General features: G+C 65.4%; 20 protein-coding genes. 19 read left to right on the top strand and 1 reads right to left on the bottom strand.

What is annotated here, in order from left to right:
• Positions 1-53: 53 nt before the first annotated feature.
• The 10 genes from mshL (at position 54) to EJE94_RS06695 (ending at position 14940) form a co-directional block, all read left to right on the top strand.
• On the top strand, positions 54-1922 hold the full coding sequence (gene mshL / locus EJE94_RS06740; RefSeq protein ID WP_243642546.1) for a pilus (MSHA type) biogenesis protein MshL: 1869 nt from the start codon (positions 54-56) through the stop codon (positions 1920-1922).
• A complete protein-coding gene (locus EJE94_RS06735; RefSeq protein ID WP_121242651.1) occupies positions 1919-3289 on the top strand; it encodes a tetratricopeptide repeat protein in 1371 nt (456 codons plus the stop codon). The genes mshL and EJE94_RS06735 overlap by 4 nt, the downstream gene beginning before the upstream one ends.
• Before the next feature lie 96 nt (positions 3290-3385).
• Positions 3386-5098: a GspE/PulE family protein gene (locus EJE94_RS06730; RefSeq protein ID WP_121242653.1), complete on the top strand. Its 1713-nt coding sequence runs from the start codon at positions 3386-3388 to the stop codon at positions 5096-5098.
• Positions 5099-5189: 91 nt separating this feature from the next.
• Complete coding sequence (locus EJE94_RS06725; RefSeq protein ID WP_121242655.1) at positions 5190-6392, top strand: type II secretion system F family protein; 1203 nt, start codon at positions 5190-5192, stop codon at positions 6390-6392.
• A gap of 127 nt (positions 6393-6519) precedes the next feature.
• Positions 6520-8076, top strand: a complete 1557-nt coding sequence (locus EJE94_RS06720) for a hypothetical protein (protein ID WP_121242657.1) — start codon at positions 6520-6522, stop codon at positions 8074-8076.
• Positions 8076-8699, top strand: coding sequence for a hypothetical protein (locus EJE94_RS06715; RefSeq protein ID WP_121242659.1), 624 nt, complete (start codon positions 8076-8078; stop codon positions 8697-8699). The genes EJE94_RS06720 and EJE94_RS06715 overlap by 1 nt, the downstream gene beginning before the upstream one ends.
• Positions 8700-8710: 11 nt before the next feature.
• Positions 8711-9154 (top strand): hypothetical protein, encoded by a 444-nt coding sequence (locus EJE94_RS06710; protein WP_121242661.1) that lies wholly within the window; start codon positions 8711-8713, stop codon positions 9152-9154.
• A 10-nt stretch (positions 9155-9164) separates the two neighbouring features.
• Positions 9165-12833, top strand: a complete 3669-nt coding sequence (locus EJE94_RS06705) for a hypothetical protein (RefSeq protein ID WP_121242663.1) — start codon at positions 9165-9167, stop codon at positions 12831-12833.
• Positions 12830-13561: a type II secretion system protein gene (locus EJE94_RS06700; RefSeq protein WP_121242665.1), complete on the top strand. Its 732-nt coding sequence runs from the start codon at positions 12830-12832 to the stop codon at positions 13559-13561. Before EJE94_RS06705 ends, EJE94_RS06700 begins: the two co-directional genes overlap by 4 nt.
• Before the next feature lie 59 nt (positions 13562-13620).
• Positions 13621-14940, top strand: coding sequence for an adenylate/guanylate cyclase domain-containing protein (locus tag EJE94_RS06695; protein ID WP_121242667.1), 1320 nt, complete (start codon positions 13621-13623; stop codon positions 14938-14940).
• 19 nt (positions 14941-14959) lie between these two features.
• On the opposite strand, the gene EJE94_RS06690 is transcribed toward EJE94_RS06695, so the two are convergent.
• Positions 14960-16690, bottom strand: a complete 1731-nt coding sequence (locus EJE94_RS06690; protein WP_121242669.1) for an ATP-binding protein — start codon at positions 16688-16690, stop codon at positions 14960-14962.
• 163 nt (positions 16691-16853) lie between these two features.
• On the opposite strand from EJE94_RS06690, the gene EJE94_RS06685 reads away from it, so the two are divergent.
• From EJE94_RS06685 to EJE94_RS06645, 9 genes are all read left to right on the top strand, one after another.
• The gene (locus EJE94_RS06685; RefSeq protein WP_121242671.1) at positions 16854-17540 is read left to right on the top strand and encodes a prepilin-type N-terminal cleavage/methylation domain-containing protein; all 687 of its coding nucleotides are present in this window, start codon (positions 16854-16856) and stop codon (positions 17538-17540) included.
• 58 nt (positions 17541-17598) lie between these two features.
• On the top strand, positions 17599-19416 hold the full coding sequence (locus EJE94_RS06680) for a hypothetical protein (protein ID WP_121242673.1): 1818 nt from the start codon (positions 17599-17601) through the stop codon (positions 19414-19416).
• 93 nt (positions 19417-19509) lie between these two features.
• Positions 19510-20505: a KpsF/GutQ family sugar-phosphate isomerase gene (locus EJE94_RS06675; RefSeq protein ID WP_121242675.1), complete on the top strand. Its 996-nt coding sequence runs from the start codon at positions 19510-19512 to the stop codon at positions 20503-20505.
• Positions 20505-21044, top strand: a complete 540-nt coding sequence (locus EJE94_RS06670) for a KdsC family phosphatase (RefSeq protein ID WP_121242677.1) — start codon at positions 20505-20507, stop codon at positions 21042-21044. The genes EJE94_RS06675 and EJE94_RS06670 overlap by 1 nt, the downstream gene beginning before the upstream one ends.
• Before the next feature lie 7 nt (positions 21045-21051).
• Entirely contained in the window at positions 21052-21627 is a 576-nt protein-coding gene (gene lptC / locus EJE94_RS06665) for an LPS export ABC transporter periplasmic protein LptC (protein WP_121242679.1), read from the top strand.
• Positions 21624-22250, top strand: a complete 627-nt coding sequence (lptA, locus tag EJE94_RS06660) for a lipopolysaccharide transport periplasmic protein LptA (RefSeq protein WP_121242681.1) — start codon at positions 21624-21626, stop codon at positions 22248-22250. The genes lptC and lptA overlap by 4 nt, the downstream gene beginning before the upstream one ends.
• Positions 22251-22517: 267 nt before the next feature.
• Positions 22518-23066 carry a phasin family protein gene (locus EJE94_RS06655; RefSeq protein WP_121242683.1) on the top strand — a complete coding sequence of 183 codons (549 nt, stop codon included), beginning with the start codon at positions 22518-22520 and terminating at the stop codon, positions 23064-23066.
• Positions 23067-23627: 561 nt separating this feature from the next.
• The gene (locus tag EJE94_RS06650) at positions 23628-23975 is read left to right on the top strand and encodes a type II toxin-antitoxin system RelE/ParE family toxin (protein WP_121242685.1); all 348 of its coding nucleotides are present in this window, start codon (positions 23628-23630) and stop codon (positions 23973-23975) included.
• The gene (locus tag EJE94_RS06645) at positions 23972-24304 is read left to right on the top strand and encodes a helix-turn-helix domain-containing protein (protein ID WP_121242687.1); all 333 of its coding nucleotides are present in this window, start codon (positions 23972-23974) and stop codon (positions 24302-24304) included. The genes EJE94_RS06650 and EJE94_RS06645 overlap by 4 nt, the downstream gene beginning before the upstream one ends.
• The last annotated feature ends 171 nt before the right edge of the window (positions 24305-24475 follow it).

Below are 24475 nucleotides of genomic sequence, written 5' to 3'. Positions count from 1 at the left end.
CCAAGGGTTTTTGACGTGATATGATCAAACCGTTCCGCTCAGGGAAGGCGGCGATGTCCCATTCGATGCTCCATGCGATGCCAAGTCTGACCCGCACCATGGCCGCTGCCGGCATGCTGGCCGCCGCCACGCTCGCCACCCTTTCCGGCTGTACCAACGCCCCGGTGCAACCGCCGTCGAGCGGTCATCTGCGCGCCGAGGACGTGCGCCCCGCGTCGAGCAACATCCCCGCGCCGGTACAAAACAGCGTCAGCCTGTCCAAGCCCAAGGCCGCCCCCAAGGTCGAGACCTACAGCGTGGTGGTGAAGGACATACGGGTACAGGAACTGCTCTTCGCGCTGGCCCGCGATGCCAAGCTCAACGTCGACATCCACCCCGGCCTGGTCGGCACCGTCACCCTCAACGCCATCGACCAGACCCTGCAGCAACTGCTCAGCCGCATCGCCAAGCAGGTCGACATGCGTTGGGAGATCGACGGCCCCAACCTCATCGTCATGCCGGATTCGCCCTTCCTGCGCAATTACAAGGTCGATTACGTCAACATGTCGCGCGACCTCACCGGCACGGTGACGATCAACACCCAGATCGCATCGACCAGCACCGCAGCGACGACCGGTGGCGCCGCGACCGCGGGGGGCGGCAACACCTCGGCGACAACGGTCAACAGCAAGGCACAGAACCACTTCTGGGAATCGCTCGAGAAGAACGTCAAGGACCTGCTGCGCGAAACCGACAAGACCCTGCCCGAGGGGTCGAGCGAGACCGTCGTCGAACGCACGGACCAGCAGAGCACCACCGGTACCGGGGCCGCTGCGGCCGCCGGCGGCCGCAGCGCCACTGCGCAGTCCTCGATCGCCGGCAGCCCCAACCCGGCAGCGCTGCAGCAGCAGGGCACGACGGTCGTGCGCCGCACCACCTTCCGTGAGGCCGCCTCGGTGATCATTAATCCGGAGGCCGGCATCGTCGTCGTACGCGCCACGGGGCGTCAGCACGAGAAGGTGCAGGAATACCTCGACCAGGTGATCAACAGTTCGCGTCGTCAGGTCATGATCGAGGCAACCATCGCCGAGGTCCGACTGAGCGACGAATACCAGCACGGCATCAACTGGCGGCGCCTGCGTACCGGCAGCGCAGGCTTCGCCATGGGCCAGGCCCTGGGTGGATCGTTTACCGATATCGGCGAGACCGGCAAGGCCTTCGTGCTCAACTACGTCGCGCCCGGCCTCAACATCGCGGCCACACTGAAGTTCCTCGAGACCTTCGGCAACGTCAAAGTGCTGTCGAGTCCCAAGATCAGCGTACTCAACAACCAGACCGCGATGCTCAAGGTGGTCGAGAACATCGTCTATTTCACGGTCAAGTCGGACACGACGACACCCGGTGGAAGCTCCCCGTCGCTGACGACGGTCACGACGACGCCGAACTCGGTGTCCGTCGGCCTGGTTATGAGCGTCACGCCCCAGGTCGGCGACGCCGAAGACATCCTCCTCAACATCCGCCCGACGATTTCCCGCGTCACCGGCTACAAGCAGGATCCGAATCCGAGCATTCCGGCCAGCATCCCCAACTCCGTGCCGGAAATCCAGACCCGCGAAATGGAATCCATGGTTCGGCTCGCCAACGGCGAAATCGCCGTCATGGGCGGGTTGATGTACGACGAGCTCAACAACACCACAGATGCCGTGCCCTTCCTCTCAAAGCTGCCGGCACTGGGAACCCTGTTTACCGGTCGCAACGACAAGACCGTCAAGGGCGAACTCGTCGTCCTGCTCAAGCCGACCATCATTCGCGACCCGAGCCTGGCCGGCGACTACCGTAGCCAGACCGGACAGGTGCCCAACAAGGACTATTTCGCCAACAACCCCGGCCCGCCGCAACCCTATATCGACGTCAGATCAGGTCAAGGGGAGCCAGCGCGGTGAGCCTGCTGATGGACGCCCTGAAGAAGGCGGAACAGGCCAAGCAGTCGGGCGATCCGCCGGCCGGGGCTGGCGAGGAGTTGCGTCTCGAACCTATTGACGCCGCCACTCCGGCGACCGCGGAGGCGCCTGCCGAACCGCAGTCCGGCGGCAAGCAGCTGCCGGAACTGCCGGCGCAGCTCGAAGTGCTAGACGCCGACTTCATCGCACACGCCGCCTCCGCCCCCCCGGAGAAACGACCGAGCAAGCCCGCCGCCGAAGCGCCGCAGCCGCAGCCGCGGCCGGCGCCGCAGCCCGCCGCCGCGCCACAACCCGTAGCAGCCGCGCCGGCCGCCGCGCGTCCCGGCCCGCCACCTCGCACTGCCGCCCCGGCCGATAACGAGCGCAAGGCGGCGCAGCAGGTCTTCACCGCCAAACAGCCGGAACGCAGCCGCAAGGGATTCGCCATCGCCGTCGGTGGCGCTACGGTGGTCGGCATAGCCGCCATTGGCGGCTATTTCTGGTGGCAACTTCAACCCAAGTCGGGACTTGCCGGCAAAGCACCGACGCAGGCTTCCCCGGCACCCCAGCCATCCCAGATCGCCGCTGCGCCGCCGGCCGCGCCGATGGCGCCGGCCGCCGCTCCTGCCCTTCCCGCACCCGCGGCGAGCACCTCGGCCGCAGCGAAGGTCGCGGCCCGGAGCGACGACGAGGCGGACGAGGCGCCGCCGCCGCGGCGTGCGGGGCCGACCCGCGCCGCCCCTGCCGCAGCGCCGGCCGACCCGGCCAGCCCGGTGCGCATCACCCGATCGCAGTTGAAGGTCAACCCGTCGCTGGCCCAGGGTTTCGAAGCCCTCAACGCCGGCGATCTCGCGACGGCCCAGGCCGAGTACGAACGCGTGCTGCGCAGCGAACCGCGCAACAGCGACGCCCTGCACGGCCTCGCGGCCATCGCCCTGCGCCAGCATAATGTGGCAAAGGCCGAGGACTACTGGCTCAAGGCTCTCGAGGCCGACCCGAAGGATGCACGCGCCCAGGCTGCCCTGATCAATTCGGGTGCGCGCGGCGGCGCGGATCCGCAGGCGCAGGAGTCGCGGCTGAAAACCCTGATCGCGGCCCAACCCGAAATCGCGGCCCTGCATTTCGCCCTGGGCAACATCCTTGCCCGGCAGGCCCGCTGGAACGAGTCGCAGCAGGCCTACTTCAGAGCCTACAGCATCGAGCCCGAGAACCCGGACTATGCCTTCAATCTCGCCGTCAGTCTCGACCAGTTGCGCCAGCCTCGCCTCGCCGCGCAGTACTACAACCAGGCGCTGGCGACCGCGGCACAGCGTCCGGCCGGCTTCGACAAGGCCCTGGTCGCAAGCCGCCTGCGCGAGTTGCAGCCCTGACCCGCTGCGGCCGTCGCGACGTGCGCGGCGACCTGTGCCGAACATCACGAACAGCCCCTTGCCGCCGCTGGCGCTATATCCGACAATGGCGCTGAGATGAACAGCCCGCAGCCGCTCCCCTCCCGCCGCCCGATCGGCCAGGTCCTGATCGCGCAGGGCGTGATTTCCGAAGACCAGTTGCGCATCGCGCTGCTGGAGCAGATGAAATCCAACCAGCCGGTGGGCAGACTGCTGGTCAGCTTGGGTTTCGTTTCGGAAGCGACGCTGCGCGAGGCGCTGGGCGAATCCCTCGGGCAGAAGTCGATCGACCTCGCCCACGCCACGGTCGATGCCGACGCCCTGCGGCTGGTGCCGCGCGAGCTGGCGATGCGCCACCATCTGCTGCCGCTCGACTACCGCCCCGCCGAGCAGCGTCTGACCATCGCCATCGCGGATCACAACGACATCGTCGCGCTGGACAAGTTGCGCGCGCTGTTCACGCACGATGTGCTGATCGAGTCGCTGCTTGCCGGCGAGTCCGAGATTGCCCGCGCCATCGACCAGTACTACGGCCACGAGCTGTCGATCGACGGCATCCTGCACGAGATCGAGACGGGCGAGATCGACTACCGCACGCTGGCGGCCACGCTCGACGAATACAGCCAGCCGGTGGTGCGCCTCGTCGACGCCCTGCTCACCGATGCCGTCAAGCGCGAGGCCTCGGACATCCACTTCGAGCCCGAAGCCAACTTCCTGCGCATCCGCTACCGCATCGACGGCATCCTGCGGCAGATCCGCGCCCTGCACAAGTCCTACTGGCCGGCGATGGCGGTGCGCCTCAAGGTGATGAGCAGCATGAACATCGCCGAAATGCGCGCGCCGCAGGACGGCCGCATCTCGCTGACCATCAGCGGCCGCCAGGTCGACTTCCGCGTCGCCGCCCAGCCCACGATCCACGGCGAGAACCTGGTGCTGCGCATCCTCGACCGCCAGCGGGGCATCGTGCCGCTCGACCAGATTGGCCTCGACGACGAGCAGCTGTCGATGCTCAAGCTGATGATCGGCCGGCCCGAGGGCATCATCCTCGTCACCGGCCCCACCGGCAGCGGCAAGACCACCACGCTCTACTCGGTGCTCAACCACATCAACGAGGAAGGCGTAAACATCATGACCCTGGAGGATCCGGTCGAGTATCCGATGGCCATGATCCGCCAGACCTCGGTGGCCGAGGCGGCCAAGCTCGACTTCGCCAACGGCATCCGCTCGATGATGCGCCAGGATCCCGACATCATCCTCGTCGGCGAGGTGCGCGACGCCGAGACGGCCGAGATGGCCTTCCGCGCCGCCATGACCGGCCACCAGGTCTATTCGACGCTGCACACCAACTCGGCGCTCGGCGCGATCCCCCGCCTGCTGGACATCGGCATCCTGCCCGACATCATGGCCGGCAACATCATCGGCGTCGTCGCCCAGCGCCTGGTGCGGCGGCTCTGTCCGCACTGCCGCAAGCCCTACACCGCCGAGCCGCACGAGCGACGCCTGCTCTCCGCCGAGCAGATCCGCCCGCCACCGATTCTCTATCGCCCCGCCGGCTGCGAGCGCTGCGAGTACCAGGGCTACCGGGGCCGCCTCGCGATCATGGAGATCCTGCGCATGGATGCCGACATCGACGAGCTCATCGCCCGTCGCGCCACGGCGCGCGAAATCCGCAACGCCGCCCTGACCAAGGGCTTCCGCCCGCTGGCCGAGGACGGCTTGCGCCGCGTGCTCGATGGATCAACCTCGATCGAGGAAGTCGCCCGCGTCGTCGACCTGACCGAACGGATGTAATGTTGGCCCCCCACGCTCGCAAAGTCGGCTCGCTGCCCCCCACGGGGGGGCGCATGCCCTCTTGGGGCGGCCCGGCGAGGTCATAGGCATAGTGGCTCTCTACGCCTACAAGGCCATGAACGACGCCGGCCGCGTGGTCTTCGGCCGCATCGACGCGATCAACCCGATCGACCTCGAGATGCGCCTGAAACGCATGGGGCTCGACTTCATCAACGGCAACCCGGTCTCGCAGGGCAGCGCCCTCTTCGCCGCCAAGGTGCCGCGCCGCGAGCTGATCAACTTCTGCTTCCACCTCGAGCAGCTCGTGCGAGCCGGCGTGCCGATCGTCGAGGGCATGACCGACCTGCGCGACAGCATGACCCACCCGCAGTTCCGCGAGACGATCGCCAGCATGATCGAGAGCATCGAAGGCGGCGACACCCTGTCGCAGGCTATGGGCGACTACCCACGGGTCTTCGACGGCGTTTTCCAGAGCCTGATCCGTGCCGGCGAGGACACCGGCAATCTGCCGGACGTGCTCAAGAGCCTGCTCGAGGGCCTCAAGTGGCAGGACGAACTCGCCGCCCATACCAAGAAGCTCATCATGTACCCGGCCTTCCTCGGCACCGTGGTGCTTGGTGTGACGTTTTTCATGATGATCTACCTGGTGCCGAAGATGGCCGGCTTCATCAAAAACATGGGGCAGCAGCTACCGCTGCAGACCAAGGTGCTGATCGCGACCTCCGAGTTCTTCGTCAACTACTGGTACGTCGTGATCGGCCTGCCCATCTTCGTCGCCGTCGCCATCGCTGCCGCGGTGCATACCAACCCCCGGGCACGCTATCGCTGGGACGGCATCAAGCTGCGGATTCCGCTGATCGGCGACATCCTGCGCAAGATCATCCTCTCCCGCTTCGCCGGCCTGTTCGCGATGATGTACGGCTCGGGCATCACCGTGCTCGAATCGATCCGCGCCACCGAGACCGCCGTGGGCAACCTCGTCATCAAGGAGGGCCTTGAGCGCGTCGGCGGCATGATCGGGGACGGCCAGAGCATCACCGAGGCCTTCCGCAACGTCGGGCTGTTCCCGCCGCTGGTCATCCGCATGCTGCGCGTCGGCGAGAATACCGGCTCCCTCGATACCGCGCTGCTCAACGTCAGCTATTTCTACAACCGCGACGTCAAGGAATCGATCGAGCGCGTCCAGGCGATGATCGAACCGATGATGACCATGGTGGTCGGCATCATTCTCGGCTGGATCATGCTGGCGGTCCTCGGCCCGATCTACGACGTCATCACCAAGCTCAAGACCTGATGATGGCCCCCCACGCTCGCAGATCCGGCTTATATCCCCCGCAGCATCGGGGACGGTATCCCTTGCGGACGCTGCCCCCCACGGGGGGGCGCGGGTCCTCTTGGGGCGGCCCGGCGAGGACCTGACCATGGCCGCCCGCCGCCTGCTCTTTCTCGACGCAACGAGCCTGACGGCCTACCGCTGGGCCAGCGGCCACCTGTCGCCCGAAGCCGAGTTCGCGCCGAATGCCGGCGGCTTCGAAGCTTTCGGCGAATACGTCGCCAAGGCCCGCCGCAGCCTCTTCTACCTGCTCGTTGATTTCGCCGAGGAGGGATTCCAGGTCGAGGAGGTTCCCTACGTCCAGGGCAAGGACCGCACAGCGCTGATCCAACGCAAGCTCTCCCAATATTTCTACGGCACGCCCTACGCCGCGGCCGTGTCGCTCGGCCGCAGGAAGGACGGGCGCCGCGACGAGCGCATGCTTTTCACGGCCCTCACCCGCCCGCCCCAGATCGAGCCCTGGCTCACCGTCCTGCGCCAGGCCGAGGGGCGCCTCGCCGGCCTTTTCAGCGTGCCCATGGTACTAGCCGGCATGCCGCTGCTGCTCGGGGCACCGGCGCAGCGCTACATGGTGCTGTCGACGACCCGCGCCGGCGTGCGCCAGACGCTGATCGACAACGGCCGGGTCACCTTCTCGCGCCTGACGCCGCTGGTCACCGGCACCACAGAGGAAATGGCGCTGACCTGCGCCGCCGAGGCCGAAAGGATGTACCAGTACGTGACCGGCCAGCGCCTGATCGGGCGCGCCGACCAGATGACCACCCACGTGCTGGTACACCCCGCGCAAGCCGCGGTCTTCCGCGAGAACTGCATCGACACAGATACGATCCACTTCCAGTTCATCGACCTGCTCGATGCCTCGTCGCGGCTGGGACTCAAGACGCCGCCGCAGAGCGCCCTGGCGGAAGCGCTATTCCTGCACGTGCTGGCACACAAGCCGCCGCGCGAGCAGTTCGCGCCCGCCGAGGATCGCCACTTCTTCCGGCTCGCCCAGATACGGTTCGGATTGCGCGCCACCGGCGCGACGATCTTCACGGCCTGCCTTCTGTTCGCGGGACGCCACGCGATCGAATACCAGGCGATCGGCGCCCGCAACGCAGAGACCGCCGCGATGACCGCAGTCGAGCGTGGCCGTTATGACGCGATCCTCCAGGCCTTGCCGAAAATCCCGCTCTCCAACGACGCGCTGCGGGCACTGACCGGCCGCTACGAACGCATCCTGCGACAGGCGCACGGGCCGGAGCCGATGTATGTCGCCATCAGCCAGGCCCTGCAGGAATCGCCGCGTGTCGAATTGACGCGGCTCGACTGGGCGCTCGGCGGCCGGGCCGGCGCCGCGACGCTGCAGGGAACCGCGCCGGTCGCACCGGGTTCCGGCACCGTGCCGTCGCCGACTTCACCCGCCGACCTCTTCGAATCCGTCGAGCTCCACGCCCAGCTGCCCCTCGCCCTGGCCACCGATCCACGCGCCCAGCGGGCGGCCGTCGACGTCTTCGTCGAACACCTGCGCGCGCGCAATCTCGGCGTTCAGGTGCTCAAGCATTCCTTCGAGGCCGATTCGGCCAAGTCGATCAAGAGCAGCGGCGACGGCATGGCGCAAGTCCAGGCCCCACAGTTCTCGCTGCGCATCGGGAGGCGAATCTGATGAGTGCCGGCGCCTTCTCGAAAGCCGACTTCCGGCGCATCCAATGGAGCGTCGTGATCCTGGTGATCCTCGCCCTGCTCGGCGCCGCCGTCGTCTTCGGCGCCTTGCAGTTGACCAAGGCGGCCCAGGCCGAGGCGCGCAAGGTGGAGGCCGAGCGCGGCGACATCCGCAACAAGCTCGCCCGCGCCCGCGACGAGGAACAGGATATCCGCGCCAGGATCGCCCGCTACCAGGAGCTCGTCGAGCGCGGCTACGTCACGGAGGAACAGCGCCTCGACTGGATCGAGCGCATCGCCCAGATCAAGGCCGCGCGCAAGCTGATCGACGTACAGTACGAGCTGATGCCGCAGAAACCGGTTGAGGCGGGACTGCTGCCTGAAGGCAATTCAGGTGGTGGTTACGAGTTCATGTCGAGCGCCATGAAGTTGCAGATGCAGCTGCTGCACGAGGACGATCTGCTCGGCTTCCTCACCGATCTTCGTGCCCGGGTCCGCGCCCTGATCGTCGTGCGCCAGTGCGCGGTCGAACGCATCCCGCGCGGCGCAACCAGCGAGCGCGGCGTGCAGGCGCAGCTCAAGGCCGACTGCGAGATCGACTGGATCACCTTGCGGGAGAAAAGGTGAAACCGCAGCGCATGTCCCTCCCGCTCCTGCTCGCTCTCCTCGCGGTTAGCGGCACCGCGGCCGCGCAGAATGGCGGCAGTGGCGGCACAACGCTCGGCCGCCTCTTCTTCACCCCAGAAAAGCGCGCCACCCTCGAACGCCAGCGCCAGCTCAACATCCAGGAGACACAGACGCTCGAGGGCGCCACCATGAGCCTCGACGGCGTCGTCGTCCGCTCCTCTGGCAAGCGCACCGTCTGGATCAACAGGCGTGCCCAGAACGATCGGGCCGCCCCCGCCGGCGTCACCGCTGAGCTCGGGTCGCGCCAACCCGGCCAGGCAGTGCTGCAGGCCGGCGAAGAAACGCCGGCCAGGCTCAAGGTCGGCGAGGCAATCAATCGCGCCACGCGGGAATCGAGCGGCGGCCTGGCGCAGGGGCAGATCAGCGTTCATCGCGCTCCCCCGGCCAAGCCCTAGGAAGTCGGTGATGATGGCCGGAGACCAGCGTCGCCGGCAGCGCGGATTCGCGCTGGCGATCTTCCTCGTTCTCCTCGTACTCGGCATCGTCTTCGCCACGGTCAGCCAACTCGAGATCGCCTCACGCCCACTGGCGCGCAGCGAGGCCACGCTTAAGGTATTGAATCAGGCCAAGGAAGCGCTGATCGGCTACGCGGCGACCTACCGGGATACGCATCCCAACGACGTCTTCGGCTATCTGCCCTGTCCCGACACCGACGGCGATGGTAGTGCTGATGCGCTGCAGGCTGATTGTGGCGGGACCGACGGCAAGGCCGTCGTTGGGCTATTGCCGTACAGGACACTCGGCTTGCCCGACCTACGTGATGACTCGGGAACTTGCCTTTGGTATGCGGTATCGGGCAGGTACAAGGCATCGTCTGACGGCACCTCGCTTCCAAAACCGCTGAATTGGGACACCCAGGGACAGTTCGCCATCGCCGGAACGGCCGTGACGCCCGACAGCGGCGATGGTGGTGGCGCCGCGGTGATCTTCGCCGCCGGCCCGCCCCTCGCCGGCCAAAGCCGCACTCCCGCCGCCAATCGCTGCGGCGTGACGCCAAGCGAGGTCGCAGCCTACCTCGACGGTGGCAATGCCTTCACCCCCGGTACCGCGGTGATCACCCTGACCCCGGGAACTGCCGGCAGCACTACCAGCAACGACCACATCGTGGCCGTAACCCCGGCCGACATCTTCGACCGCGTGATCAAACGCGCCGATTTCGGCAATCCGGCCACGGCGATTCCGGCTGGCCAGATCAACACCCTCGCCAACGAGGCGAAGTCGGTCATCGAAGCCCGCATGCAGACCGACATCACCTCAAATGCCGGCGCCGCCAACGCGAGCCTGCCGACCAATGTCGGTAGTTACACCCCCCAGTTCTCCGGCAAGTACATCGGCGATGCCCCGGCCGGGATCGTCACCGGGACTTACGCGGGCTACTACACGAACTGGTCGGAGCAATTCCGTCTCGTCACCTGCTCCAGCGTCGACGCACCCTGCCTGCTAGTGAATAGCGGCACCGCCAACTGCCGCGGCGCGCTCGCCTTCGCCGGGCGGACGACGACGGGGCAGCCGCGCACCAGCGCGCAGAAGATCCCGGGGACGGCTACGCTCGGCAACTACTTCGAAAGCGCTCTCGGGCTGCTCAATAGTGCGGCCACAGCATTCACAGGCAACGAGGCCTATGCTCCGGCGACGCCGAGCGCCGACTTCGTCAGTTGTCTCTTCCCCGGCGGCTTCGCCTCCCTGGCCCGCGATGCCACGAGCTTCGCCGCGGGTACGGTAGCCTCGTCGGGCGGCGGCAGCACCGTGGCATCGGTCACCACCAGCGGCACGCCAACGATCAATCTCGGCAGCGCAACGGGCTATGCGCGTGCGGGCGCCGTCTGGTATCCGACGGCGCTGCCTCTCGATACCAGCTCGCAAAGCGCCAATCAATCGAACACCGGCTTTCAGGAAGGCAAGCTGCGGATCTATTTCAAGTACCGAATCAATACGCTCGGCCCCGGCTTCACGCTCGCGCTGGCGGACGCCGCTACCAACGATCCGACCAGCATCGACCCGTTGATGTCCGGCGCCTCCTCGAGCACGCGCCTCGGCTACGCCGGAGCGCCGGTTTCGGGAACGGCGACAGTCGGCGCGACGACAGTTGCCGTCACGGGAAGGTCCTGGTCGTCGTTCAGCGGACTCGCAACCATCACGACAGCGACGGCGCACGGCTTCTCGGCCGGTCAGAGCGTCACGGTCACCGGCGTTTCCCCGCGCGGCTACGAAGTGACGAACGAAGCGATCGTGTCGATTCTGAGCAGCACCCGGTTCACCTACGCACTTGCCAACAACCCCGGGCCCCTCGTCGCTGGCATCCGGCCGCCCAAGCTCGCCCTCGAATTCGACACGCAGTGCAATTCGACACGCAACGACCCTCCCTCGGGCTGTTCGGGCTCGCCTCACCACTACGCCTTCGACTACTGGGGTTCCGCCGCCGACAACAACCCGGCGCCGTCCAGTACCACGCAGGACGGCAGCGACGACGTCACCCACAACACCGGCGTCGCCGGCGACGGCAGCCAGCCGCTCAACCCGCGCAGCCTGAGCATCACCGCCGCGACGGCGACGCCGACGGCCAATGTCGCCGCGGCCCGCTGGGCGGGCGGCACTTCCACCATTACGACGACTGCCGCCCACGGCTTCGCCACTGGCCAGAGCGTGGTCATCTCCGACGTCAGCCCGCTGGGCTACAAAGGGACTCGCACGGTGACCGCCACCGATGCCACGCACTTCACTTTCGCCCTCGCCTCGGACCCCGGCGACTACCCGCATGTCGCCACCTTCTCGGCCGCCAACTGGTCGAGCGCCGGTGGTGGCACGGCCACCGTCACCACCTCGGCGGCACATGGCCTCGGCAGCGGGCAGGTTGTGACGCTCAGCGGAGTTTCGCCGACCCAATGGAACGGCACCCATTCGGTCACCGTTACCGACGCAACGCATTTCACCTTCGCGCTCAGCGCCGACCCGGGCACATACGTTTCGGGTGGCATGGTGGCATCACCCCTGCGCACGATCGCCGGCGCGTCATGGTCGGGATCGTACGGCGGCACGGCGACGATCACGACAGCAGCGGCGCATGGCCTCGTGAGCGGCCAGTTCGTTACCATCTCCGGAGTTTCGCCAGCCGGCTACAACGGCGTCTATGGCGTCACCGTCAGTGATGCGACGCATTTCACTTTCCGCCTTACCACAGACCCGGGCTTCTATTCATCGGGGGGCGTCCTCGCGCTCGCACCGCTCGTGCAGGCGATCGGCGGCGCCGCGTGGTCCAGCGGCCAAGCCAGCTTCACCACAAGGGCCCCACACTATCTGGCAACGGGACAGACAGTCGTCATTTCGGGCATGACGCCCGCGGGATACAACGGCACCCACACCGTCGCGGTAACGGATGCGACGCATTTCACCATTCCGCTCGCCACCAATCCCGGGGCCTATAGTGCAGGCGGCAGCGTGAAATTCGGCGGCGGCGGCATGACCAGCACGGTCATCGCCGCTGGCGCGACCAGTACCACCATCGACAGCGCGAGCTGGTCGCGGGCCACGGCGACCGCCACCGTGGTCACCACAGCCGCCCATGGCCTGGTCGTCGGCCAGCAGGTCAATATTGCCGGCGTCTATCCGACCGCCTACAACGGTACCGTCACGGTCACCTCGGCGACGACCACCGCGCCCTATCAGTTCACCTACGCCCTGGCTGGCGACCCAGGCGGCAGCTTCTCCGGAAGCGTCTTCCCGCGGCCGGGCATCGCCACAACCAACATGCCGACAGGAACCGACATTCATGTGCGCCTCGATCTCCGGCGGAGCTATGATGCGGCCACACGCCAGTCGACGCTGAACATGAAAGCCTATATCGGCAACCCCACGGACTTCTTCTGCCTCACCGCCGATTTCCAGAATCTGGCCCGCGACCTGCCGGAGCTCTGCGCTCCGCCTGCGGCCACCATCGAACAGAACGGCATCGTCATCAACGATGTCGCCGGTCCCGCGTTTGCCAATGTTTACGTCGGCTTCACCAACGCGCGCGGCGCCAATGCCAGCGACGACCAGAGCATTTCGATCACCAACGTGATGTTCCGCACCCAATGACGCCCCGGGCACTTTCTTCTCAGGACGGCTTCACCCTGATGGAACTCACCGTGGTTCTGGTCATCGTCGCGCTGCTGATCGGCGGCCTGATGGTTCCCTTGAGCACGCAGCAAGACATCAAGGGGCGGCAGGATACGGAGAAGGCCCTGAGCGAAATCCGCGAAGCCCTGATCGGCTTCGCCGTCGTCAACGGCCGCCTGCCCTGCCCGGCGACCGCCACCATCCCCAGCGGAACTGCCGGCGCCGGCGTCGAAGTGACGACGGGCAGTGGCTCCACGCTCGCCTGCACCAGCGCCGGCGGCATACTGCCGTGGGCCACGCTCGGAGTTCCGGAGACTGATGCCTGGGGCAACCGCTACACCTACCGCGTCACGCTCAATTTCGCCCGCGGCATCCCCCAGACGACCTTCGGCTGCACACCGGCCTCCGACCCGGTCAACGCGGCATTCGCACTATGCACCCCCGGCGACATCTCGGTTCTCACAAAGGCCAGCGGCGGTGCAATCGTTTCCAGCGCCGTCCCGGCAGTCGTCGTGTCACATGGCAAGCTCGCGTCTGGGGCCTACACTTCCTCGGGCAGTCTGATTTCCGGGGCCGCCGGCGACGAGGCGGAAAATGCCGATGCCGATGCCACCTTCGTCAGCTCATTCGCCATCGACGACCAGGTAATCTGGCTGTCGCCCAATCTGCTGATGAACCGCATGATCGCCGCCGGCAAGCTGCCTTGACCGTCCCCCGCGTTCTTGAGACACTGCCAGCCGAGCTAAACGCCATAGCCGTTCCCCCCATGAGCCGCATCCCTGATCCCCCGATCAACGACACCTTCATCGAACGGCTGCGCAGCGCCGGGATCGAGGCCAGTGACCCTTTCGAGCTCAGGCTGAACAAGGCATTGCTGATGCTGGCCACCGGCCTGATCAGCGTCACCTCCATGCTGTGGCTGACCATCTACTGGGTGCTGGGACCGCAACTCTCTTCCACCCTGCCCTTCGTTTTCCAGCTGCTGCTGGTGGCGAATATGTTGCTCTACATCGGGACGCGGAACTTCAACTTCTTCCGTATCACCCAGACCGCGCTGTTCCTGTTCATGCCCTTCGTCGTGCAGTGGACCATCGGCAACTTCATTACGGCCAGCGGCATCTCGCTCTGGGGCCTGCTGGCGCCGGTCGGCGCCGTGCTGTTCTTCGGCGTGGGCGAATCCGTGGCCTGGTTCTTCGCCTGGTGCTTCATGATCGCGCTCTCCGGCATGTTCGACTTCCTGCTGGCCGATGCCGCGTCCGCCACCCTGGCGGTGCCGGTCCGCACCAGCGTGGTCTTTTTCGCCCTCAACTTCATCGCGGTGTCGACCATCGTCTATAGCCTGCTGCACTACTCCATCCAGGAGAAGCAGAAGATCCAGGCCAAGTTCGACGACGCCCACCGGCTGCTCGAGATCGAGCAGCAGCGCGCCGAGCGCCTGCTGCTCAACATCCTGCCGGAGCCCGTCGCCACCCGCCTCAAAAACTCGGACCAGACCATCGCCGACGGTTACGCCGACGTCTCGGTGATGTTCGCCGACATCGTCAATTTCACCCAGGTCGCCGCCAACATGGCGCCGAACCAGGTGTTCGCGATGCTCAACCGCATCTTCTCGGCCTTCGACGATCTCGCCGGCCAGCACGGGCTGGAAAAGATCAAGACCATCGGCGATGCCTACATGGTCGCCGGCGGACTTAACGACGATGCGGCGGACTACACCGCGGCCATCGGCGACATGGCCATTTCCATGCGCGAGCTGCTGCACCGCGACTTCATGGTCAACCAGGCCCACCTCGAAATTCGCATCGGCATCGGCACCGGCCCGGTGGTGGCAGGCGTCGTCGGCAAGAAGAAGTTCATCTACGACCTCTGGGGCGACACGGTCAACATCGCCAGCCGCATTACCGCCGAGGGCGTGCCGGGCATGATCCAGTGCGACACCGTGACCTATCACCGCCTGCAGCATCTGTTCGATTTCCACGAACCGCAGACGATCTACCTCAAGGGCAAGGGCAACATGACGGTCTATCGCCTGATCGGCCGCAAGCTAGACGCTGCGACGGAAGCGGAAACCGAAACCGGCGCCTGAGCTGGACGACCGCCCTGGCTCAGGCCTTGGCAGCGCCGGCCGGGGCAAGACGGAAGCAGACCTGTCCCGGGAGATTGCTGTGCAGTTCCAGCCGGTAGCCAGCCTTGGCCGCCAGGCGCCCGACCTGGAAGACGCCGATGCCGAGACCATTCGCGGACTTGACCGGCTCGCTCCCCAGCCGCTCGGCAAGCTCTGGCGGCACCGGTGTGCCGCCGTCGCACACCAACAGCGTCAGGCCATCGGCCGTCGCCATCAGCGTCACCCCGATGGGGATGTCGGTTTGCAGCTGTCGCTTTTCCAAGGCGTTCTGCAACAGGTTCTCGGCAGCCGCGGCGAACAGGGTGACCGGCAGGCTCTTCCCGCTCAGGTCGCCGTCGCTGAGGAAGCCGATATCGCGCCCGGCATACGCGTCCTGCAGTTCCCGCCACCACGCCTCGGCCTGCGTGAGGGCGCCGAGGTCGCCGAGCGGACGCCCCAGCTTTTCGAGGGTTTGGCGCAGGCGCTGGGCGATGGCCGGCAATTGCCGCCGTATCAGTCCCTGGAATTCCGGCGACGCCACCGCACCCTCGCTCTCGACCGCGGCGCAAAGCGCGTTCAGGGACTGCAGGATGTTCTTGACGTCATGGGTCAGGCGCGACCCCGTCTCGTAGATTGCCTGCAGGTAACCGAGTTCGCGCAGCTTGCTCTCCCGCAGGCGGGCGAGATAGAACTCGTTGAGCAGCTGCAACAGGATGTTGAACTGCCAGATGATCGCCGGCGTGAGTGGGTGGCCGGTATAGATGACGAAATCGACCCCGCTCTGATGGAAACGCACGAGATGTCCTTCGCGCCGCCCCACGGTGGCGCCACCGACCGCGGCAGCCCAGGTGATGCCGTTGATCCACACCACCTCTTCCAGCAACTGCCCGCATGCCCAGTCGAGGAATTCGTTGGGCTCGGCCTCGCCGGCGGGATAGGAAGCGAGCGATTCCACCCACAGCTCGAAGGGCAGGCTGGCCGACAGCAGATAGCGCGATATGAACAGACCCAGGCCCGAAAAGCTGCCGCGGGGGTTCCACGACCAGCCGAGAAACAGCAACACCGCGCCCATCGCCAGCAGCACCGCAAGCAGCGAGGCGACATAGTCGAGACCCGTGAGCAGCATGGCCGCCACGCTGCCGAGCACCAGCACCGCCAGCAGCAGGAAGACGAAAACGCTGTAGGCGAAGTCGATCATTTCCGGCCGGTCCTGCACGTCGCGTTCGCTCGGAAGCGCCAGCATGAGGACGAAGATCACGGGCAGGCCGAAGCGCGCCAACCGGTCCAGGGGAAGGCTGATCACCGCGCTGGTCGGCAACAGGTCCGGCAACAGGAACATGAGCAGGGCCACGATCAGGTAGGCCAGCGCCGCCAGATGGAAAAGGCGGTTCCAGCGGCTGCCGAGGACGAACACCTTGCCGCCGATGATGCCGGCCAGAAGCATCGTCCAAAGCATCATCAGGGCGGTACCCTGCATGAAAACGGTGGCCGCGACCATGGCCAGAACCATCACCAGATGCCATGCGGTCAGGCGTTGCTCGGTGCGAACGAACGGCTGCCAGAGGAAGAACAGGCCGATGTGGATGACCATCAGTACCCTGTCCATCACGCTCCCCACCCCTTCGAGCAGGGTCAGGTGCAGCAGGACCAGCATCGCCAGCAGGATGCCCCGCCGACGCGGTGCCAGCCAGGCGATCAGGCGAGCATCAGAAGTGTCGACCGACAGTCCCATCAGAAGAGGTTTAAGTGTCGAATAATCGACATATTCGTCGAAAAACAGACGGGGCAAGGCTTCGCAGCCGGGTTTTGGGGGGCCAAAAGCAACTTTCAGGTCTTTTGGAAAGCTGGCATCGTAGTTGCTTAAGGCTAGACACAGTCTTTAAAGGAGACCGCAAATGTACCGCAAACAACAAGGTTTTACGCTGGTCGAGATCGCCATCGTCCTGGTCATCATCGGCCTGCTGCTCGGCGGCGTGCTCAAGGGTCAGGAACTGATCAACAGCGCGAAGGTGAAGAACTTCGCCCAGGATTTCCGCAATGTACCGCTATTCATCTACGGCTATCAGGATAAGTACAAGGCGCTGCCGGGCGACGACGCCGGTGTGACCGGTTTGGCTGCCGGCCGCTTCGGTACCAGCGGCAACACCTGCACCCCGGATGCCGCGAGCCATTGCGCCAAAGGCAACGGTGTCATCGATGGCGTGTGGACGGCCAACTCGGTGACCGACGAGAGCTTCGTTTTCTGGCAGCACATTCGCCTCGCCGGCTTCGCCGCCGGCCCGACCTCCACTGCCGATGCGACCTACATTCCGCGCAACGCAGACGGCGGTCTGATGGGAATCGAAAGCGGTTCCGCCGCAACCGGGGGAGCGTATATCAGCGGCCTGACGCCGACCTACCTCGTCTGCTCGACGGGCATCCTTGGCAAGTACGCCAAGCAACTCGACACGACGCTGGATGACGGTAACACGGCAACCGGTTCGATGCGCGTCGTCGCACTGACTCACGCCCGTGGCAGCGCCGCTCTGGCAACGTCAGCGGTCGACGACTCGACCTCCTTCATCGTCTGCATGGGCCTGTGACTGCGTAACGCTCCGCTCCGAAAAGCCCGCCTCGGCGGGCTTTTTTTCGGCCTGAAAAATGATGCCGCAGTACATTCGCAATGTCGCCGGGGCCTTGACGCTGCTGGCGTTCTGGCTGCTGACCCATCGCTACTTCGGCATCCACCACGATGGTATTTTTTATGCCGTCCAGTCCATCGCGCGGGACAACCCCGCTGCATTTCGCGGCGACCTGTTTTTCGCGTTCGGCTCGCAGGACGATTACACCCTCTTCAGCCTGCCCTACGCCCGGCTTGCCGAGGGCTTGGGGTTAGGCCAGGCGACCTTGCTGCTCCTGGTAGCCGCACACTTGGCCTGGACACTTACGGCGGTCGTCATCGCCCGGCAGTGGCTGCACGGTACCGCGCTGTGGCTCGGCCTGGCACTGGTCTTTTCGCTGCCGCGGCAGTTCGGCTCGATGGAGATTTTTCACTATGCCGAGGGCTTTCTGACCGCGCGCAGCTGGGCCGAGCCATTGGTGCTCCTGGCCGTAGCCGCAAGTCTTGGAAATCGGCCATGGCTGGCATTGACCGCGACCGTCGGCGCTTGCCTGATCCATCCGATCATCGCGCTGGCCGCAGTGATGTTTGTCACGGCTTTCCACTCGCAACCGGGCTGGCGCACCGTCGTGCTTGTCGTCGTCGGCACGGCGGTGCTGGCGCTTTTGCTGCCTCCCGCGTTCCTCATGGATGACGAGTGGATGGAGCTGGTGCGTCGCCGCGCACCTTTCGTTCTGCTCGACACATGGGAATGGGGCGAACTGCTCGAGCCGTTGACCTGGATCGGAATTTTGCTGGTGGCAGCGATCGGCGCGGAACCCCATGTCCGCCGCGTCTGCCGCGCCCTCGCGCTGGCCGGAGCGGCAAGCCTCTATTTGGCGGCACTCGGTACGGCGACGCATGCCGCATTGCTGATCCAGTCCCAGCCGTGGCGCGTCCTCTGGCTGTTGAAGGTTGTAGGACTACTGGCGCTGACCGGTATTTTTGCGCAGCGCTGGCGAAGGTCCGCAGCCGACCGCTGGCTCCTGGCCGGTCTCGCAGCTGCGGCGATGACGGCAAACACCCTGGGCGGCCCGGCAGCGCTGATTCTGGCCGGAATCGCCAGGAGTGCCTGGCGGGATGAAACGCCGCCGACACTTCCCCGCTGGCTTCCCGCCGCTGGCGGATTGGCCCTTGCAGTCATCATGCTCGAATCGGTGTTGGCGCTGCTGCAACAGTTCGGCCTGGTCGGCTATCGCCTGGCGGCAATTGCCCAAGAAATGCCCCGGGGTGATCTCGCGGCTTTTCTTGAAGGTCCCTTGGCACTGTTGCTGCCGGCAACGCTGTGGCTGCTGTTGCGCCTGGCCGATCGCCGACCGCAGGCCGCGGCACTGCTGGCCGCGGGGCTCCTGGTGCTTGCGGCGCCGGGCTGGTACCGGGCCCGCGATCCCTTGCAGCAGCTACTGTTCGCCCGTTCGCCCGAGCGGCCATTCGCCGGCGCCTTGGCACCGACCGCTACCGTGCTGTGGCAGGACAATTTTCTCTACACCTGGTTTCTCCTGCGCCAGGGCAACTACGCATCCTTGCAGCAAAGCGTCGGTGTCGTCTTTTCGCGGCAGACGGCTGTGGAGGCGCAGCGCCGACTGGGCCGCGTCGCAACCTTGACAGAAGCTACCAAGGCAACGGCCGGCATATTGCCTCCAGCCTGGCAGGGACACGAGGCCGCCGTGAGGCAAGCTCTGATTGCGCTTTGCCGCGACCCCGTTCTGGACTCGGTCGTTCTGCGGCAAAGGCTCGGGGACGACGAAGCGCCGCGCTGGCAGGATCCGGTAACCGATACGCCGTGGTTTCTCCACCGCTGCCGCGACTACCGGAGCTGACTCGCCGGAAGCAATCGGCGGCGCAACGACATTTCCTCCGCACAATGCCCGCTTCGGCGGGCTTTGTTTTTGCGGTTGTTATAATCTGGCACCATGTCCCGCGCCCAATCCACGCCCTCGTCCGCGGGCCATTCGATCGAACTGGCCCGCCGCGTTCTGCACATCGAGGCCGATGCCATCACGGCGCTCGCCCGACGCATCGACGGCGCCTTCGAACGCGCGCTCGCCCTGATCCTCGCCAGCCGCGGCCGCGTCATCGTCAGCGGCATCGGCAAGTCGGGCCATGTTGCGCGCAAGATCGCGGCGACCATGGCCAGCACCGGCACCCCGGCCTACTTCGTCCATGCCGCCGAAGCCGTGCATGGCGACCTCGGCATGATCACGCACGACGACGTGCTGATCGCGATCTCCAATTCCGGCAGCAACGACGAGCTGCTCACCATCGTGCCGCTGGTGAAGCGCCAGGGTGGCAAGCTGATCGCGATCACCGGCAATCCCGATTCGCCGCTGGCACGCGAGGCCGACGTCCATCTCGACGCCTCGGTGGCCGAGGAGGCCTGCCCGCTCAACCTCGCCCCCACCGCGAGCACCACCGCCGCGCTGGCGCTCGGCGACGCGCTCGCGGTCGCCCTGCTCGACGCCCGCGGCTTCGACGCCGAGGATTTCGCCCGCTCCCACCCGGGCGGCGCGCTGGGCAGGAAGCTGCTGACCCATGTGCGCGACGTGATGCGCAGCGGCGATGCCATGCCGGTGGTGAACGAAGCCGCGACGCTGGCCGAGGCGCTTCTGGAGATGACGCGGGCCGGCATGGGCATGGTGCTCATCGTCGATGCCGCGCGGCACGTGGTCGGCATTTTCACCGACGGCGACCTGCGCCGCGCGATCGAGCGCGTCGGCGACCTGCGCGCCGCCGCGGTGGCCGAGGTCATGACCAGGCAGCCGCATGCCATCGCGCCCGAACGGCTCGCCGTCGAGGCCGTGGAGATGATGGAACGCTTCAAGACCTACGTCCTGCCCGTCACCGCGGCCGACGGTACGCTGGCCGGGGCCCTCAACCTGCACGACCTGTTCCGCGCCAAGGTGGTCTGATGTCGGATAGCGCCCTTTCCCGCGCCAGGAACGTCCGCCTCATGGGCTTCGACGTCGATGGCGTGCTCACCGACGGGCGCCTCTACTTTTCCGCGGAAGGCGACGTGATGAAGGCCTTCCACAGCCGCGACGGGCTCGGCATGAAGCTGCTCGCCAATGCCGGCATCCGTCTGGCCATCATCACCGGCCGCAAGTCGGCGCTGGTGGAGCGCCGTGCCGAGAACCTCGGCATCGACCTCGTCTTCCAGGGGGTCGAGGACAAGCGCGCGGTGATGGCCGAGCTGCTGGCACGCGAGGGCTTGGATTTCGCCCAGGCGGGCTACATGGGCGACGACATCGTCGATCTCGCCATCATGGGCGCCTGCGGCTTCGCCGCCACCGTGCCCGACGCCCATGCGCTGGTGAAGCAGCAGGCGCATTACGTCGCCGGCCAGCCCGCCGGCCTCGGTGCAGCGCGCGAGGTGTGCGAACTGATCCTGCGCGCCCAGGGCAAGTTCGACGCGGTCCTGGCACCGCACCTCGGCGGCAAACCGGCCTAGGCCCCCGATGAAGCACACCGGCTCCCTTTTTCCGCTGCTTCTGGTCGGGGTGCTGGCAGCACTCACTTTCTGGCTGCAGACCATCAGCGAGGGGCCGGCAGGCGACCGCAGCGGCCGCCACCGCCATGACCCGGACTTCATCATCGACAGCTTCTCGGTGCGCAGCTTCGGTTCCGCCGGCACGCTGCAAAACACGCTGAGCGCGACGCGCATGCTGCACTACCCGGACGACGACACGACCACGGTGATCGCGCCGCGCGTGATTTTCCACGCGACGCCGCCGACCCAGCTATCGGCCGAACAGGCGCTGGTGTCGAAGGACGCCAAGCAGGTCCGCCTGGAAAAGAATGTCCGCCTGGTGCGCGGCGCCGAAAGTGGCGGCCTGCCGATCGAAGCCAGCACCGAGCGCCTCGACGTCGTGCCGGACCTCGAAACCGCCAGCACGGATACCCCGGTGACCATCACCCAGGGCCGCAGCGTCGTCACCGGCAGCGGGCTGATCGCCGACAACAAGACCAGACAGACCACGCTGCTCGGGCCGGTGCGCGGGGTCATCCATCGCGACGCAGGAAAGACGCCATGACGAATTCGAATGTTCCCGTGCGCCGTTGGGCGCCCGCCCTGTGTCTCGCGTTACTGTGGGCGGCCGGCCCGGCCCTGGCCGAGCGTGCCGACCGCGACAAGCCGGTCAACCTCGAAGCCGACCGCATCACCGTCGACGACATCCAGAAGGTCCAGGTGTTCGAGGGCAACGTGCAGCTGGTGCAGGGCACGCTGGTGATCCGCACCGATCGCCTGGTGGTGAAGCAGGACACCGAAGGCTTCCAGCAGGGCACGGCCTACGGCGGCGCCAACGGCCTCGCCCGCTTCCGCCAGAAGCGCGAAGGCAAGGACGAGTTCATCGAGGGTGAGGCCGAGCGCATCGAGTACGAGAGCAAGGCGGAGAAGGCGCAGTTCTTCGTCCGCGCCATGGTCCGAAGCGGCCTCGACGAAGTGCGCGGCCAGTACATCTCCTACGACGGCAAGACCGAACGCTACCTCGTCACCAGCGGCCCCGACGGCACCAGCGCCGCCACCGCCGGCAAACCCGACCGCGTGCGGGCCGTGATTCAGTCCAAATCAGCCAAGGGCACCCCGCCGCCGCCCAAGGGCGTCGAAATCCCCCTCGCTCCCGCCCCCGCGATCGCCAATCCGCGCGACGAATAAGGCCGGAATGATCGCTGCAGCGCCGCAGCGATGGCGACTTTCGTCGTTCAGGCACCGCTCCGGCACTCGAAAACAATCTATATAACGTTGTTTTTACAGTGTTTATTTTCTCACACAAATATATTGTGCATTGCAGCAAAAAGTTCTTGACTTCCGGTTCCTCGCCCCTATAATTCAAATTGTGATGCACTGCAACAAAGCGCTTCGGTGACACAGTCCTCCGGCGCGCAGTGGTAATAAATCAACTTTGACCATTAGGAGAGAACCATGTACACGACCCCCGAGCAACTGAGCAGCGCCAACAAAGCCAACGTCGAAACCCTGCTGACGATCGCCAACACCGCCTTCGCCAGCGCCGAGCGCCTCGCCGCCCTCAACCTCAACACCGCCCGCGTCCTCCTCGAGGATGCCGTCGGCAACGCCAAGGCCCTGATGGCCGCCAAGGATCCGCAGGAACTGATCGCCATGCAGAGCACGCTGGCCCAGCCCTCGCTCGAGAAGGCCGTCGCCTATTCGCGCAGCGTTTATGAAATCGCCACCCAGACCCAGGAAGAGCTGGGCAAGGTGTTCGAAGGCCAGTTCGCCGAACTGAACAAGAACGTGTCGACCGCGCTGGACAAGGCCGCCAAGAACGCCCCGGCCGGCTCCGATGTCGCCGTCGCCGCCGTCAAGTCCGCGATCGCCGCCGCCAACTCGGCCTACGACAGCATGACCAAGGCCGCCAAGCAGGTCGCCGAGATGACCGAAGCCAACGTCGCCGCCGCGACCAGCGCCACCGTCAAGGCTGTCGGCTCCAAGGCCAAGAAAGCCGCCTAATTTGGCTGCCTGAGTCTCACCCGCTCCTCCTCCCCGGCTTCGGCCGGGACTGCCCCGACCGGACCTCCTCCCCGGCCGGGGCTTTTATTTTGGCGCCGCCATTATGTCTCTGATGCACAACCTTAGATTGATCAATGGGTTGTGTACCAGGGCCACCAAGCCAAGTAGTGCTCGACCAACATTACTTAACTAACGTGACCATCTCTCTTACTGCAATGTTTAGCGCAGTGAGCTATGCGGGTATGATGGTCTGACTTTCCGGTGCATTGGCACCAAAGACGGCGAGCTACAGCCAGTCCATCCCGGACAAACGAAGCCCATGCGCCCTGGTTTCTTATCAGGTCGCAAGCAAAATATTCAGGCGAATACCTGAATTTGATCAGGTAGCGCACTGTTTCTACTGGCTGTCCGGCCGACAGCCCAAAAAGGTTCGATGATGTATCAATCCGTCGCGGGAAAGCGCCACCTTTTCCGTCCGGGGGACAGGTGCGCTCCGCATTTCAATAAAGGAGAAAAGGCTTGCGGCGTGTATAAAATTTGATACACTAGCAAGGAAAATTCATGGAAGAGAAACCGATTGACTGGCGAGGGTCTTCGTTGCGAGACATCAAGGATGACGGCATCTTCACACCTAATGCCCGCAAGGAGGCCGGACACCAACTCAGTCAGGTCCAGGCAGGACTTGAACCTGATGAGTGGAAGCCGTTTGACGTGGTTGGAGCGGGAACAAAGGAAATCCGCATCAATCTCGACGATGGCTGGTTCCGCGTGATGTACGTCGCCAAGTTTCCGGAAGCAGTTTATGTGTTGCACTGCTTCAAGAAGAAGACGACTTCGACCAGCAAACACGACAAGGATATTGCGGCTGCTCGCTACAAGGCCGTTATCCAGGAAAGGAGTAAGAAATGAGCATCGAGACCAAATCTATGCACATTACCCCTGTCGGCGGCAACGTGTTCGCTGACTTGGGGTTCGAACCGGAAGAAGCGGCAGCGCTGCAGGCTGAGTCGCAACGAATCATCTCCGAGAAGCTGGCCATCAAGGATTCCTTGATGACCGAACTGGCGAGATGGATTGAAGCAAAGAAGCTCAAGCAAGCTGAAGCGGCGGAGATTCTTGGCGTAACACGTCCGCGTGTTTCCGACGTAATCAACAAGAAAGCCATTAAATTCACCATTGATGCCTTGGTGGACATGCTGGCACGGACAGGCAAGCACGTTCAGTTGTCTGTTCAATAACTCCTCCCCCGGCAGCGCTGCTGTCGGGGGTTTTCCGTTTCTAGCATCGGCATCTATCACCGCATCACGCCGAAATACATGCTGGACTACGCGACTGAGATGGCGTGGCGGGAGGATGTCCGGCGTACCGATACGCGGAGTCAGATGGCGATGCTGCTGGGGCGAGTCTGC

Origin of the sequence: Sulfurisoma sediminicola (assembly GCF_003865015.1) — a bacterium.
In the GTDB taxonomy this organism is placed as follows: Bacteria; Pseudomonadota; Gammaproteobacteria; order Burkholderiales; family Rhodocyclaceae; genus Sulfurisoma; species Sulfurisoma sediminicola.
Note: the sequence above shows the minus strand (reverse complement) of the source record. Positions and strands in the feature narration are given on the sequence as shown.